This window comes from Allostigmatella hybrida (assembly GCF_020103775.1).
Classification (GTDB): Bacteria; Myxococcota; Myxococcia; order Myxococcales; family Myxococcaceae; genus Hyalangium; species Hyalangium aurantiaca.
Genome location: NZ_JAHXBH010000016.1, coordinates 25,023 through 38,738, shown reverse-complemented (window position 1 = coordinate 38,738; position 13,716 = coordinate 25,023). Strand labels below are relative to the sequence as shown.

The 13,716-nt window shown below is 69.0% G+C and carries 17 protein-coding genes; 9 read left to right on the top strand and 8 right to left on the bottom strand.

Annotated elements, in window-relative coordinates; genetic code table 11:
• Nucleotides 1–45: 45 nt before the first annotated feature.
• Together cyoE and KY661_RS22740 are read left to right on the top strand one after the other, a co-directional pair.
• Nucleotides 46–936 (top strand): heme o synthase, encoded by an 891-nt coding sequence (cyoE, locus tag KY661_RS22745; protein WP_225412216.1) that lies wholly within the window; start codon nucleotides 46–48, stop codon nucleotides 934–936.
• 34 nt (nucleotides 937–970) lie between these two features.
• Nucleotides 971–1,762, top strand: a complete 792-nt coding sequence (locus KY661_RS22740; RefSeq protein WP_225412215.1) for a carboxypeptidase regulatory-like domain-containing protein — start codon at nucleotides 971–973, stop codon at nucleotides 1,760–1,762.
• A 24-nt stretch (nucleotides 1,763–1,786) separates the two neighbouring features.
• Here KY661_RS22740 and KY661_RS22735 read toward each other — a convergent pair whose 3' ends face one another.
• Genes KY661_RS22735 through KY661_RS22725 form a run of 3 tightly spaced genes read right to left on the bottom strand, consistent with a single transcriptional unit; the run spans nucleotide 1,787 to nucleotide 4,381 of the window.
• Complete coding sequence (locus tag KY661_RS22735) at nucleotides 1,787–3,169, bottom strand: HAMP domain-containing sensor histidine kinase (RefSeq protein ID WP_398577227.1); 1,383 nt, start codon at nucleotides 3,167–3,169, stop codon at nucleotides 1,787–1,789.
• Nucleotides 3,169–3,849 (bottom strand): response regulator transcription factor, encoded by a 681-nt coding sequence (locus KY661_RS22730; protein WP_075007305.1) that lies wholly within the window; start codon nucleotides 3,847–3,849, stop codon nucleotides 3,169–3,171. Before KY661_RS22730 ends, KY661_RS22735 begins: the two co-directional genes overlap by 1 nt.
• A gap of 40 nt (nucleotides 3,850–3,889) precedes the next feature.
• Nucleotides 3,890–4,381, bottom strand: a complete 492-nt coding sequence (locus KY661_RS22725) for a periplasmic heavy metal sensor (RefSeq protein WP_225412213.1) — start codon at nucleotides 4,379–4,381, stop codon at nucleotides 3,890–3,892.
• A 236-nt stretch (nucleotides 4,382–4,617) separates the two neighbouring features.
• On the opposite strand from KY661_RS22725, the gene KY661_RS22720 reads away from it, so the two are divergent.
• From KY661_RS22720 to KY661_RS22705, 4 genes are all read left to right on the top strand, one after another.
• Nucleotides 4,618–4,821 (top strand): cold-shock protein, encoded by a 204-nt coding sequence (locus KY661_RS22720; protein ID WP_075007303.1) that lies wholly within the window; start codon nucleotides 4,618–4,620, stop codon nucleotides 4,819–4,821.
• Nucleotides 4,822–4,939: 118 nt separating this feature from the next.
• Nucleotides 4,940–5,110: a hypothetical protein gene (locus KY661_RS22715; RefSeq protein ID WP_177241398.1), complete on the top strand. Its 171-nt coding sequence runs from the start codon at nucleotides 4,940–4,942 to the stop codon at nucleotides 5,108–5,110.
• A gap of 131 nt (nucleotides 5,111–5,241) precedes the next feature.
• Nucleotides 5,242–5,604 carry a cupin domain-containing protein gene (locus tag KY661_RS22710; protein ID WP_225412212.1) on the top strand — a complete coding sequence of 121 codons (363 nt, stop codon included), beginning with the start codon at nucleotides 5,242–5,244 and terminating at the stop codon, nucleotides 5,602–5,604.
• Nucleotides 5,605–5,725: 121 nt separating this feature from the next.
• Nucleotides 5,726–6,232 (top strand): DUF1993 domain-containing protein, encoded by a 507-nt coding sequence (locus KY661_RS22705; protein ID WP_225412211.1) that lies wholly within the window; start codon nucleotides 5,726–5,728, stop codon nucleotides 6,230–6,232.
• A 44-nt stretch (nucleotides 6,233–6,276) separates the two neighbouring features.
• Here KY661_RS22705 and KY661_RS22700 read toward each other — a convergent pair whose 3' ends face one another.
• Both KY661_RS22700 and KY661_RS22695 read right to left on the bottom strand, forming a co-directional pair.
• The gene (locus KY661_RS22700; RefSeq protein WP_225412210.1) at nucleotides 6,277–7,389 is read right to left on the bottom strand and encodes a LacI family DNA-binding transcriptional regulator; all 1,113 of its coding nucleotides are present in this window, start codon (nucleotides 7,387–7,389) and stop codon (nucleotides 6,277–6,279) included.
• 225 nt (nucleotides 7,390–7,614) lie between these two features.
• On the bottom strand, nucleotides 7,615–8,565 hold the full coding sequence (locus KY661_RS22695; RefSeq protein WP_225412209.1) for a GlxA family transcriptional regulator: 951 nt from the start codon (nucleotides 8,563–8,565) through the stop codon (nucleotides 7,615–7,617).
• 110 nt (nucleotides 8,566–8,675) lie between these two features.
• On the opposite strand from KY661_RS22695, the gene KY661_RS22690 reads away from it, so the two are divergent.
• The gene (locus KY661_RS22690) at nucleotides 8,676–9,368 is read left to right on the top strand and encodes a DJ-1/PfpI family protein (protein WP_225412208.1); all 693 of its coding nucleotides are present in this window, start codon (nucleotides 8,676–8,678) and stop codon (nucleotides 9,366–9,368) included.
• Nucleotides 9,369–9,389: 21 nt separating this feature from the next.
• Here KY661_RS22690 and KY661_RS22685 read toward each other — a convergent pair whose 3' ends face one another.
• Together KY661_RS22685 and KY661_RS22680 are read right to left on the bottom strand one after the other, a co-directional pair.
• Nucleotides 9,390–11,447: a membrane dipeptidase gene (locus tag KY661_RS22685; protein ID WP_225412207.1), complete on the bottom strand. Its 2,058-nt coding sequence runs from the start codon at nucleotides 11,445–11,447 to the stop codon at nucleotides 9,390–9,392.
• A 64-nt stretch (nucleotides 11,448–11,511) separates the two neighbouring features.
• Nucleotides 11,512–11,913 (bottom strand): VOC family protein, encoded by a 402-nt coding sequence (locus tag KY661_RS22680; protein ID WP_075007297.1) that lies wholly within the window; start codon nucleotides 11,911–11,913, stop codon nucleotides 11,512–11,514.
• 268 nt (nucleotides 11,914–12,181) lie between these two features.
• Here KY661_RS22680 and KY661_RS22675 point away from each other — a divergent pair, with 268 nt between their 5' ends.
• Together KY661_RS22675 and KY661_RS22670 are read left to right on the top strand one after the other, a co-directional pair.
• Complete coding sequence (locus tag KY661_RS22675; RefSeq protein ID WP_225412206.1) at nucleotides 12,182–12,691, top strand: hypothetical protein; 510 nt, start codon at nucleotides 12,182–12,184, stop codon at nucleotides 12,689–12,691.
• A 12-nt stretch (nucleotides 12,692–12,703) separates the two neighbouring features.
• Nucleotides 12,704–13,030 carry a hypothetical protein gene (locus KY661_RS22670; protein WP_225412205.1) on the top strand — a complete coding sequence of 109 codons (327 nt, stop codon included), beginning with the start codon at nucleotides 12,704–12,706 and terminating at the stop codon, nucleotides 13,028–13,030.
• A gap of 104 nt (nucleotides 13,031–13,134) precedes the next feature.
• Here KY661_RS22670 and KY661_RS22665 read toward each other — a convergent pair whose 3' ends face one another.
• Entirely contained in the window at nucleotides 13,135–13,551 is a 417-nt protein-coding gene (locus tag KY661_RS22665) for a DUF1801 domain-containing protein (RefSeq protein WP_225412204.1), read from the bottom strand.
• Nucleotides 13,552–13,716: the final 165 nt, after the last annotated feature.

Here is a 13,716-nt window from a genome sequence, read left to right as displayed (position 1 = left end):
GCGGTATGGGAGGGGGTCTATCGAGCCCCCCATCCTGGAGTCCGCGTGAACGCGCGAGCCGAGAGCCAGCCGACCACCGCGTCGGATCTGCTGTCCCTCACCAAGCCCCGGCTGTCGAGCCTCGTGCTTGCCACCACCGCGGGGGGCGTGTGGCTGGCCCCTGGCCACCTGCACTTCTCGCGCGTCCTGGTGACGATGCTGGCCACCGCGGGCACCGTGGCCGCCGCCAACGCCCTCAACTGCTACCTGGAGCGCCACAGCGACCGCTTCATGGCGCGCACCAGCGGCCGTCCGCTGCCCTCCGGGCGCATGGAGCCCGGCGTGGCGCTATGGTTCGGCCTGTCGATGGCCGCCGTGTCGCTGCCGGCCCTGGCGTTGGGGGCCAACCTGCTCACGGCCCTGCTCGGTTTGAGCGCGCTGCTGAGCTACGTGCTGCTCTACACCCCGCTCAAGGCCCGCACCTCCGCGGCCATGCTGGTGGGGGCGGTGCCGGGCGCGCTGCCGCCGCTGATGGGCTGGACGGCCGTCACGGGCGCGGTGGACGCCGGGGGCTTCGTCCTCTTCTCCATCCTCTTTCTTTGGCAGATGCCCCACTTCCTGGCCATCGCGCTCTTCCGCAAGGAGGAGTACGCCGCCGCGGGCCTCAAGTCCGTGCCGCTGGAGCGCGGGGATGAGTCCAGCCGGGCGCAGATCGTCCTCTACCTGGTGGCGCTGGTGCCGATGACGCTCCTGCCCTACCAGCTGCACATCGCCGGCGGGTGGTACCTGGCCTCGGCGGTGGTGCTCGGCCTGGCCTTCCTGGCGCTCGGCGCGTGGGGCTTCTTCCGGCAGCTGGGCAAGCCCTGGGCGCGCCAGACGTTCTTCTTCTCGCTGCTCTACCTCTCGGGTCTGTTCGCCGCGATGGCGCTCGATACCGGCATCGGGGGTTGGCAGTAACGCACCTCCCCGTTCCGGGGTGAGGAGTTCGCACATGACGCTGCGCACGCTGGGCCTCGCGGTGGTGGGGGTCTCGGGACTGGTGTTGGTTCCCGCTTGCAAGAACGAGGCGCCGGCGCCTCCTCCCTCCGTCCCCTCGGCCCCCGAAGCGGCGAAGGCCCCCGTGGCGCCCGCGCCTGCGCCCGTGACCTCGCGGGGCACCATCCGTGGGGTGGTGACGTTCAACGGCGAGCCGCCCGCCCCGGCGGAGCTGGCCCCCAGCGCGGACCCGGCCTGCGAGGGCATGCCCCTGAAGGACCAGGCGCTCCTGGTGAAGGACGGCAAGGTGCGCAACGTGCTGGTGCGCGTGCGCGGGCCGGTGCCGGGAGCGGCCGGGGCGGTGGACACGCCCATCGTGGTGGACCAGCAGAAGTGCAGCTACCAGCCGCGCGTGCAGGCCGCCGTGGCTGGCCAGCCCATGCAGATCAAGAACAGCGACGGCACGATGCACAACGTGCGGGGCATGCTGGGCACCAAGGCCCTCTTCAACGTGGCGCAGCCGCCCTCGGCCCCGCCGGTGACGAAGCCCATGCCCGCGGACATCGAGCTGCTCCAGCTCAAGTGTGACGTGCACCCCTGGATGCGCGCCTACGTGGCGGTGAGCCCCCACCCCCATTTCGGCGTCACCGGCGAGGATGGCGCCTTCACGCTGGAGGGCGTGCCGGCCGGCACGTACACCCTGGAGGCGTGGCACGAGACGCTGGGCACCCAGACGGCCGAAGTCACGGTGAAGGAGGGCACGCCCGCGGAGGTGTCCTTCGCGTTCCCCGCAGCCGTGAAGGGGTAGCCCTCCAGGCGCAGTGCCCGCAGCTCAGGCGGGGGGCGGGGGACGGACCGGTGGAGGCCCAGTCCTCAGGACGGTGAAACCCACGCGGGCGCCTCCTGCGGGGAGGTTCTCCGCGAAGGCCTCGCCCCCGTGGGCCCGGGCGATGCGCTGCACCAGGGCGAGCCCCAGCCCCAGGGAGCCCCCCTCGCGGGCCTCGGTGCCCCGGTCCTGCCGGTAGAAGGGGGCGAAGATGCGCGTCTCCTCGCCGGGAAGCAGCCCGGGCCCACGGTCCTCCACGCAGAAGGCCAGCGCGCCGTCCCGCTCCAGGAGCCGCAGCGCCACCGCGCCCCCGGCGTGCTTCCGCGCATTGTCCAAGAGGTTGGCGAGCGCCCGGCCAAGCAGCGTCGCGTCCCCCGAGAGGGCCGTGTCCGGGGTCTCCACGGACAGCAGCTCCGGGAGCATGCCGGTCCGCTCCAGGGCGCGCGCCGCCAGCTCCACGCCCTCCAGGGTGCGGGACGTCACCTGGCCAAAGTCCAGCCGGGAGCTGGCGAGCAGCTCGCCCACCAGCACGTCCAGCTCGACGACTTCGCGGTCCACCTGATCCAACGTCGCCGGGGTGCTGCCTCCCTCCCGGAGCAGCTCGGTGAGCACCCGCAGGTGGGCCAGCGGCGTGCGCAGCTCATGGGACACCGTGGCGAGCAGCTCGCGTTGATCCGCCATCTGCCGTTCGATGCGGGCGGCCATGTCGTTGAAGGCATCCGCGAGCACGCCCACCTCGCTGGTGGCATCGCGGCCCAGCTGGGCCCGCGTCTCCAGCCTTCCCGAGCCCAGGGCCCGGGCGGTCCGGACCAGCTCATCCATGGGGCGCGTCAGCCGCCGGGCGATCGCTCCCGACAGGAGCCACAACATCGCCCCGGACAGCACGAAGGGCAGCACGCGCCAGGGGCTCTTGCGCCGCGAGTTCCAGTAGCAGGCCCGCATCGAGCCCAGCGGGGTGCCCTCGCGCACCACGTCCACGGAGAAGTCTGGCGTGTCGCAGGGGGGCCCGGCGCGGCTCAGCAGCTCGCCCGCGGGGCTTCGCAGCTCCAGGTCCACGTCCAGGTCCTGGGAGATGCCCTGGACGAGGGCCTCGCGCCGTGCGGGCACGTCCCAGACCTCGGCGAAGCGGTTGCTGACGAACCGCCGGGCGCGATCCATCTCCTGGTTCCAGTGCGAGCCCCCCATCAGGTTCATCACCGTGGCCACCATCACGCCGGTGATGAGGATGGACAGGCCGAACCAGATGAAGATGCGCCGGTGCAGGCGCGCGCGGATGTAGTGGCCCAGGCGCGTCATCCGCCAGGGGGCTCTGCGGCCATGGCGGTCCCAGGGCCCGCCACGCCCGAGGCCTCGGGGAGCTCCCGGGCCTGGAGGGGGCGGGAGGCGCATCATCCGCCCTCCTTGGCGAACACGTAGCCCACCCCGCGCACGGTCTTGATGAGCCGTCCGCCCTCGTCGCCGAGCTTCTGCCGCAGGTGGGAGATGTGAACATCCACGGTGCGCTCGCCCACCACCGTGTCCCCCCGGCCCGCCTCGCCGAGCAGCGCATCGCGGGGAATGACGCGGCCCGCGCGCCGCACGAGCGCCACGAGCAGATCGAACTCGAGGCCGGTGAGCTCCACGGCCCGCCCCGCCACCTTCACCTCCCGCCCCGCCACGTCGATGGAGATGCCGTGGGCCTCCATCCGGTCCGCCACGGAGGTGGGCTGGGCGCGCCGGAGCACCGCCCGCAGCCGGGCCAGCAGCTCCCGGGGGCTGAAGGGCTTGGGCAGGTAGTCATCCGCGCCGAGCTCCAGGCCGACCACGCGGTCGGTCTCGTCGCCCCGGGCGGTGAGCATGAGGATGGGCACCTGCGTCTTGGCGCGGATGCGCTTGCACACCTCCAGGCCATCCATGCCCGGCATCATCACGTCCAGCAGCACCGCGTCGTAGGCGCTGGCCTCCAGCGCGGCGAGGCCACGCCCCCCATCGGCGGCATGGGCCACCGAGATGCCGTTCTGTCCGAGGTACTGCGAGAGCAGCTCGTACATCCGGGTGTCGTCGTCGATGAGCAGGACGCGGGTGGGCATGGCGGGCGGGGACTCTAACGCGGGTGTGCGGTGGCGGGGCTCAGGCGCGCGGATGCGGGCCGCCCCGCCCTCCGTGGCCGCACCGGTGAAAGGCGTGAGGACCGGCGTACCCCATGCCCGGGCCGTGCTCGATGAGGTCCGCCAGCTCATCGCGCTGGCGGGGATCCAACGCTTCATGGATGCGCGCCAGCGAGGTGCGCAGCACTTCACGCAGGTCCGCGAGCTGGGCCTCCTGACGCTCCGTCAGCTCGCGCAGCGCGCCCGCATCGAAGTGCTCGCCCCGCAGGGCGCGGGCCACGGCGGTCTGGGTGGCCTCCAGCTCGCCGCGCAGCTTGCCGAAGGACGCGGCCACATCGTCCGCGGCCTGGACGAAGACCTTCTCCTGGCCGGGCGAGGTGTCCAGCCGCTGGAAGACGCGCCGCAGCGGGCCACGCCAGCCCCAGCGCCCGGGCGAGCGCCCGGAGTGTCCATCCCCCCGCAGGGTGTGAAAGAGGCCTGCCAGACAGGCGGTATTGAAGCGAAATCCCCACATGGCCGTGCTCCTGGAAAGGGGCCCGGCGCGCTGGCGCTGGGGGCCCGTTGTGTGTGGAGCCGAACGTAGAAAGTGGGTGTAAACGGCGTGCCCAGGCCCGGTGAAGAAGTGTGAAGGCCTGGAGTGCCTTGGGAATGACAGAGCGTGCGGTGGACGTTACACCTGTGGCGCCCCGGCTGTGGTAGGGGGGTGTTGCTAGAGCGATGTCCGCTCGGGCAGTCGAAAGAAGAAGAGCAATGGCTACTGGTACCGTGAAGTGGTTCAATGATGCGAAGGGCTTCGGGTTCATCGCCCAGGACAACGGGGAGGATGTGTTCTGCCATCACTCCGCCATCAACATGGATGGATTCCGGACGCTGGCCGAGGGACAGAAGGTGGAGTTTGAAGTGACGAAGGGCCCCAAGGGGCTCCAGGCGCAGAACGTCCGCGCCGCAAGCTGAATCGCGTCATTCACTCGCCAGACTGAGGCCTGGCCCTTCATGAGGGTCTGGGCCTTTTGTTTTCCCCCACGTATATGCAGCGACGGCCAAGGAGGGCACCGTGCCGCAACACCCAGGAATGTCCAAGCGACAGAAGGAACTGGCTCGCAAGGAAAAGAACAAGGAGAAGGACGCGCGGCGGGATCAGCGCAAGAAGGAGAAGGCGGACCGCCAGCCGGGCGAGGAGGGGGTTGACCCGGACATCGCCGGCATCATCCCCGGGCCTCAGCCTTTGCCCGAGGGCTTCTGACCCGGGGCCCCTGCCCCCCTTCCTTGGAGAGGGGGCAGACGGGCACGGCCCGGCGTGAGGGCCCCCACGGCTTCCTTACCTTCCCTTGAAGGCCGTCCAGCGGACGCCACCGCGGACTGGAAGGAGCTGCCATGGGTGACACCAGCGTGAAGAAGGTCGAAGCGCGCCACTCTCCTCACGGGGAGATGGGGCAGAAGTACCTCGTTTCGGGAACCCGCGTGTCCATGCGGCTGTGGGAAGACGAGCGTCCCGGAGAGCCCGCCCCCGCGGTGGCCCGGGACTACGAGACAGTGGGCTACGTGCTGAAGGGCCGGGCCGAGCTGCACCTCGAGGGGCAAGTCATTCTGCTCAACCCCGGCGACTCCTGGCTGGTGCCCCGCGGCTCCAGTCACACCTACAAGATTCTGGAGACCTTCTCCGCGGTGGAGGCCACCAGCCCCCCGGCGGCCGTTCACGGCCGCGACGAGGATGCCTCGAAGCCTGTGCGGGCCTGAGCCTGCGCGCGGGAGGAAGTCCGCTCGGGCGCTCCATGCGCCCTTGCGACTTCTTGTCGCGAAAGGCAGCGCGGTGCGCGGCTGCTTTCCCTGACGGGACGAAGACCGTATAAGCGCGCCCATGTCCCTTTCCATGTACCAAGCGTCCGTTCCCGTCTTCATCCGCATGCTGGGCCACCTGTCTGGGATTCTCGACAAGGCGGCCGCCCACGCCGAGGCGAAGAAGATCAACCCCACGGTCTTCATGAACGCCCGGCTGGCGCCCGACATGTTGCCGCTCACGTTCCAGGTGCAGATGGTCTGTGACTCCGCGAAGGGCTGTGCGGCGCGGCTGGCGGGCATCGAGGTGCCCAGCCACCCGGACACCGAGAGCTCCTTCCCCGAGCTGAAGGCCCGCATCGAGAAGACGCTCGCGTTCCTGAAGACCGTGGACGCGGCGCAGGTGGATGGCAGCGAGGACCGGAAGATCACCCTCAAGGTGGGCGGCCGCGAGCTCCAGTTCGTGGGCCAGTCCCTGCTGCTCCACTTCGCGCTGCCCAACTTCTATTTCCACCTCACCACGGCCTACGCCATCCTGCGCCACAACGGCGTGGACATTGGCAAGCTGGACTTCATCGGCCCGCTCTAACGGTCGGCACCTCGAGGCGGCGGCCCACCGCCGCCTCTGGGGGATTACGGAGGGGGGAGCTTGGACGGATCGAAGCGGCCGTGCGTGCGGAACACGCGCAAGTCCTCCATGCGCGTGTAGGGCAGAACCGTCTGCAGCTGCTCCGGGGACTCGCCGTTCAGCAGGGCGAGCAGGTGGTTGGACAGGACGGTGCCGACGCGCACCTGCGGCAGGTAGTAGTAGATGACGCGCTCCTCGGACAGCGTGAGGAACGGCATGCCGCCGAACCCCACGACGCTCAACCCGTCCCGGTTCGTGTCCCGGCCGCTCTCGGACAGTCCTTCCAGCGTGCCCACCATGGACATCTGGTTGCCGCAGACGAACGCCGTGGCCGCCGGCTCGCGCTGCAGCAGTTGCACGATGGCCTCGCGGGTGGCCCGGACGGAGAGATCTCCCTGGTACACCAGGGACTCGTTCCACGGCAGGCCCGCCTCGGCCAGCGCCCGCTGGTAGCCTCGCATCCGCATGCTGATGTAGGTGAGCCCGCCGAGCGGGTTGAGCATCACGATCTTCTTGTGCCCCTCGCGGGCCAGCCGCAGGGTGGCATCGAAGACGGCGTGCTCGTCGTCGTGGTCAACGAAGGCGTGCGGGGTCTGCAGCTCGGTCCGTCCGAAACTCACGAACGGGAAGTCCTTCTCCAGGCAGAACCGCGCCCGCTCGTCCATGGGCATGGTGCGGGAGAACACGAGGGCGTCGGCGAGCCGCTGGTCATAGACCTTGCGGACCGACTCCAGGGGCGCTTGCTGGCCCGTCTGCACCAGGACGAGCAGGTTGTAGCCCGAGGTCTCCAGGCCATTCGACATGCCTTCGACCTGGGCGAGGAAGCCCGGCTCGCCGTGGTCACCTACCTCGGGCGCGTAGAGGATCGAGCAGACCTTGAGGGTCCTGCCGGTCCTCAGGTGGATGCCCCCGATGTTCGGCACGTAGCCGAACTGGGCGGCGGCCTCCTTCACCCGGGCGATGGTCTCCGGCCGGACCTCTTGTCCGTCTTTCAGCGCACGGGACACGGTGCTGATCGACAGCCCCAGATGGTCCGCCAGCGTCCTGAGGTTTGCACGGGCCGCAGAGGGTTTGCCTGTCTTACCGCTCACCGGCCGTTGGCGTTTTTGGGTGCTCACGTCTTCCAGCCCGGAATCCAACGGCTGCGCAAGGCGCCGCGGACATCCATTTCTTCTGAAATTGCGCGCTGCCGCCCAACAAGTCCTTGCGGTCATAGGCGATGGCGGTCCGGGCCGTCAACCGGGCCCCCCAAGTGAATCGCCCCGTGGGGAAAGGGCGGCCGTGATGGGCCAGGTGCGTCAATGGGGCGGAGACAGGTTCGAAACGTTTCGACGTGAGGGGGTTCACCCGGTGGCCCGCGCCGTCCGCCGGAGCGCCTGGGGGGGATGGCCAAACACCCGGATGCAGGCCCGGCGCATGCGCTCGGGATCCGCGAAGCCAGTCTCGCGGGCAATCACCTCGATGGACTCGGTGCTGGTTTCGATGCGCAGCCGGGCGGCCTCGGCCCGCAGCCGCTCCACGGCCTTGGCGGGGGTCTGCCCCGTCTCCGCGAGGAACTCCCGGCCGAACTGGCGAGGGCTGAGACAGGCCGCCTGGGCCAGCCGCTCCACGGGCAGCGGCTCGTGCAGGTGCTCGCGCGCGAACGCCAGCGCCAGGCGGATGCGGTCCGAGGGCGGCTCCAGCTCGAGCAGCGTGGAGAACTGGGACTGGCCGCCCGGACGGCGGTGGTAGACGACCAGCTCCCGGGCCGCGGCGCGAGAGGCTTCGCGGCCGAGGTCCTCCTCGAGCAGTGCGAGCGACAGGTCGATGCCCGCGCTGGCGCCTGCGGAGGTCCACACGGCACCGTCCTGGATGAAGATGCGCTCCTCGTCGACGCGCACCCGGGGAAAGAGGCGCTGCAGCAGTGCCGCCTGCTTCCAGTGGGTGGTGGCGTGGCGGCCGTCGAGCAGGCCCGCGGCGGCCAGGAGGAAGGCGCCGGTGCACACGCTCGCGATGCGCCGGGAGTCCGCGGCCGCGGCCTTCAAGAACTCGCGGATCGCGGGCGACTCCATGGCCGTCAGGGTTCCCGGCCCGCCCACGGCCAGGAGCGTGTCGAACGCGGTCCGTTCCAGCGGCTGCGTGAGGATCTCCACGCCCGAGGAACTTCGAACCATTCCCCCGTGCTCGGACAGAGGATGCAGCCGGTAGGCGCGCGGCAGCGAGGGATCCGCGGGCCCCTCGAACACGGCGGCGGGACCGGTGAGATCGATGATCTGGAAGCCGGGGAAGGCCAACAACCCAATGTCTCGGAGCATGGCGCGAATCAAGGGATATACGTCCTTTCCGCCATGACGATGACGGCGCATAAAGGGCCCTGTCAAATCGGGTTTCACGGTGTGGAACCCCCAACCCCTGGAGTCCTCCGATGGCTGAGCCCCTCGTCATTGTCTTCCCGCTCTATCCGCAGGTGACGTTCCTCGACTTCATGGGGCCGCAGGCGGTGCTCCAGGCGGTGCCCGGCGCGAAGCTGGTGTTCGCCTCCGTGGGCGGGCAGCCCATCCGCGAGGGGGCGTTGACGCTCACGGACCTGACCCGGCTGGAGGACGTGGAGCGGTGTGATGTGCTCTGCGTGCCGGGCGGCCCGTCCGCGGACGTGATGCAGGATGCCGTCTACATGGCGGCGATCCGCCGGTTGGGCGCTACCGCGCGGTACGTGACGTCCGTGTGCACGGGCTCGCTGCTGCTGGGGATGGCGGGGCTGCTCGAAGGCAAGCGAGCGGCGTGCCACTGGGGCATGCGCGACATCCTGTCGGATCTCGGCGCCACCCCCGACGCGGGCCGCGTGGTCCGGGATGGCCATGTGCTGACCGGCGGAGGCGTCACGGCGGGGATCGACTTCGCGCTGACGCTCGCCGCGGAGCTGGCGGGGCCCGTCGTCGCGCAGGCGATCCAGCTCCTGCTGGAGTATACGCCGGCGCCGCCGTTCAACGCGGGACGGCCCGAGACCGCCCCGGCGGAGGCCATGGCCTTCGTCCAGAAGGAGGGGCCGGTGGACATCCAGGCCGAATGCGAGAGCATCCGGCGCCTGACGTCGGGCTACGCCCGGCGCGGTGCCTGAGCGCCCTGTCAGAAGGTGGCCTCAGGGCACCTGGGCGCCCGCGGTCTCGGCGCGCTCCCACACCTGGAGGTAGCCCTCGGCGGAGTTCAGGAGGGGCTCCAGGTCCTGGTGGCGCAAGCCCTGTCGGCGCAGGTCCGCGACGAAGTCCGGGAGCATGCCCGTGTGGGCCAGGCCGTCCTCGTTGATGTCGAACGTCTTGGCGCCCACCCCGCTGCGCTCCAGCTTCGTGGGGCTGTTCTCCACGGCGATGCTCAGCGGGTAGCGCGTGCGGGCCACCTGCGCGGCGGAGCTGCCGCCGTGGCAGGCCTCGGCGCCGAAGCGGGGGCCCGGCAGGCCCGCGAGCCCGTTGAAGTCCGAGCCGAGGCCCACGGGCCGGCCGCCCAGCTCCTTCGTCAGGTAGAGGTAGGCCTGGGCCCAGCTCTGGGAGGTGCCGCCGCACTGGTGCTCCACCACGGGCTGGCCCGCGCCGCGCCAGGTGGGCACCTCCTCGCGGCTGCCCTGGTCGAGGATGAGCGACACCATGCCGCCCACGTTGCGGATGCGCTGGAGCTGCTCGGCCTTGAGGCTGCCCTCGTGGCGCTTGCCGCCGTGGGCCGTCTCGAACAGCGTGGTGTGGCCGCTCACCACCGGGTAGCCGTAGGGCTCCACCAGGCCCAGCGTGTCATCGAAGGCTCGCTTGGACATGTGGTCGATGTCGATGATCATCTTCCGGCGCATCATCCCGCGCACCAGCGTGCGGCCCAGGTCCGTGAGCCCCTGGGCGCCGCAGATGGGCGGCTGGGCGATGTCCCGCTGGTACTCGTAGCCCTCCTGGGCACAGCCGCGCGAGTCCCCCTCGGTGACGAGGTTGGTGAGCGCGGGGCCAGCGAACGCGTTCTGCTTGAAGTGGACGGGGAACAGGTGGCGCAAGCCGCGGGAGTGGTAGTGCTCCAGCCGCGCCTCGACGTGGGCGGCCGTGCACGTGCCGTTGCGGCGGCAGTCGAAGAGGTAGTCCACCTCGGCGCCCAGCACCACGGCGAGCTTGCCCTGGGCGATGACGGTACGCGCCTCGGCGGGCGTCTTCACGATGCGGAACCAGCCGCGGCCCGCGCCGCCCGCCTTCGTGTCGATGTGGCTCTGCATGCGGTAGGCCTCGTCGAGCTGCAGGTCCACCGCCTCCATGTCCTCGCCGGTGCGGCCCGGGGCCTTGGATGCATAGATGGGGAAGGCGAAGATGTCCTGGTTGTTGACGGCCAGCGCCACCACCAGCCGCAGGCCGCCCTGCACGGCGCGGTAGAGCCAGTCCTCGTACATGGACTGGTGGGTGAAGCTGTTCCAGCGCGGCCAGCCGTCGAACTGGGGATTGCCGCCCACCTTGTGGCCCACGCCGCCGGTGCCATAGCCGAGGGTGGCCATGAGGGTGCCGAAGGAGTCCCGGGTGCCCCCGGGGCCGTGGACGCTGTCGCACCAGGGCAGGGCGGTGGCCAGGGTGCCGAAGGACTTGCCGAAGAAGGCCTGGCCCCCGAAGGCGAGGTGGGCGAACGGGTGCGCGTGCAGGTCCGCGAAGCCCTTCGCGGGGGCCTTGCAGTAGCAGGTGACGCCGGTGTCTCCCTGGTCGGCGGCCACGTCATTGCAGGCGATGCATGCGCCCGCGTGAGGGCCGCTCGTCACCACGCCCTTTACACAGGCGCCGCGCGTGCCCCAGGCGGCATCCCGGTTGGCGCAGTAGGCCTCGCAGCTCACCGCGCCGGTGTTGCCCGTCTTGGTGAAGGTGCCGGAGGGCGGGGCGGCGGTGCACTCCGTCACCGGGTTGCACGTGGTGTCATCCACCTCGAACTCGCCCCACATGCCCGAGACGCCCTTGTTCACGCAGCGGGTGGGTTGCCGGAAGGCGTAGCTCGCCACGAAGGCGGGGGTGGTCTGACAGGCGCTCTCCCACGAGGTGCCGGACGGGATGTTCAGGAGCTGGGCCGAGTACTGGCGCCGTCCCGAGTCCGTGCAGCGGTCCTTCTTGAAGGTGCCCCAGGAGGGGGCGGCGAACGCCGGGGATGCAGTCCACAGGACCAGTCCCAGCGAGGCGAAGCGAAGGATTCTCATCATGGTGTGAGGACTCCAGTCGGCAAGAGTGCCCCGCGGGGGAGGCTGCGGCCCGGGGCGAGCCGCGTCAGCGGGAATCCGGCGCGGGGCGGTAGGTGCCGAAGCTCCAGACGTGGCCCTCACAGTCCCGCGCCGCGTAATCCCGCGAACCATAGTCGGTGTTGAAGGGCTCCCTCACGATTTCGGCCCCCGCGGCCCGGGCCCGGGCGCAGTGAGCGTCGATGTCGCTCACGTAGACATAGGGGGCCATGCCCGCGTTGCCGTAGAGGTCGTCCTTCTGACTGCCCATCATGAAGATGCCCGTGCCGAAGCGCAGCTCGGCGTGGGCCACGGTGCCGTTGGGGCCGGGGACTACCAGGTGCTCCTGGAAGCCGAAGGCGGCCGCGAGCCAACGGATGGCGGCGGGCGCGTCCTTGTAGCGCAGCGTGGGGTAGAAGGTCGGGGCGGAGCTGGCGGTGGGCTGCGTCATGGAGAGGGCCTCGTGGGGACGCGGGAATGCGTCATGCCCGGAACTTTAGGGAGGGCTGCCCGCCGTATTGGACAAATTTGACCCGCTCACGCCCCCCTCGCCGGGCAGGCGCCATGAGGTGCGCCTGGTGTGACCATGTCATCAAGCCCCGCGACGAAGCCCGACAGGTGCCGGGCCGGGAGGGGCTCCACCTACGGTATAGTCGGCTCGAAATCCAAAGAACGGGTGGCTCCCGCTTAGGGGGCCACTTCAAGAGACTAATCGAGAAATGCTCGGTTTTCTTCGAACCTTACTGCTATCGGGAGTATTACTCGCCACCACGACGGCACAGGCATTACCCGACTCGCTCAGGGCTGGGCTTTGGACGCGAATCGCATCTGGCAACATTGCTGGAGCCATCCAGTTCTACACAGCTCAAACTGGCAAGGATGCGCCGGACTGGCTGCTGAATTTTCAGCGTGCCTTCGATACAGGAAACAGGGTTGCCGGTCCTTGCTTCAAAGTGGCTGACAGTGTTTCCAAAGGGTTTCGAGAACTCGGCAAGAAGCCCGATATACTCATCCTTCGGCCAGCAGATGGCTCCAATCTTATTGGGATTGAGAAAGCACCTGGCGTGGCCAGCAGCACCATTCAGGCCTCCCTCAATGGACAACACGCCGTCGTTTTTCTGGAGGGCCGCATCTATGATGCCTTCACAGGGCCATTGGGGCAGTCTGTCGCAGAATATACCCAGCGAATCTTTACAGGCACTGGAGCGCCTATTGCTGGTCTACCCTGAGAGGTCTTCGTCATGTCTCAGAGCTATTCCGCCATGCTTGACCTATTGCTGCAAATCCGTGCAGGCCGTCATCGGCCACACTTTCTGCCCTTCATCGGTGAACCGAACATTGCCGTGTTGTGGGGCTTCGTCCTTGGCGTTGAAGCCGCCCGGCAGGAATGGCAGGGAGTTGATATAGAGTACGTTCGCTTTCGAGACTGGCTTCGAGACGAGAAGGACGAGTTCCCTCCCGAGGGTTGGCACGCTCGCTTCCTGGCAGACGCACACGGCGATCACTTCGCAGCGATCATGCGCCTCCTCGACCGGGTCGCCGAGTTTCGCGAGCGAGCGTCTGTCTAAACGGAGCCCCACTCCGATGCTGTTGCGTCCTGATCTGCTGCCAGCGCACATGCATGCCCGCTTCCACGAACTTCACCCGCGTCTGCGGTCCACACTCGCGAGCTTCAGGCGGGATAGAGCTTTCGCAGATAAGCCAACGATTCGGTGATCAGTTTTTCAAGCACCGCAAGATCAACGTCGGAAAGCTTCTTGATGTATAGGCATGCCTTGCCGGTTGTGACTTTGCCCAGCTTGGAGAGCAGCGCCTCGTAGCGGGGAAAACCATCCATGATGTAGAGCACGAGCGCGGCCTTGCGCGGGGAGAGGCCGATTCGCGGCGCATCGCCTTCACGGCCACTCTCGTAGCGATAGTGGTAGCTGTCGAATCCGACGATGGAGCTGCCCCACATTCGGGGTGGAGCCCCAGAGCACCGCGCCATGAGTGCGGCGACGGCCTTCGCGTCGTCGCGCCGTGCCTTGGGTTCGATCTTGTCGAAAAAGCTGTCAACGGATGCGTCGGTCGCCTGCGTCTTGTTTGCCACCCGCCCCTCCACGGTTGTGCCCATTCCACGGCTCGTCCAGGGCCAGGATCCAGCCAGTGACCGGAAAAATCAACCGCCCCCGTACAAGGGCAAGTGATGACTCTCGAAACCTACGAGTTCCTACTTTCCTCGGTTTTCCTGCGCGGCATGGCCCGCGTACCCGTT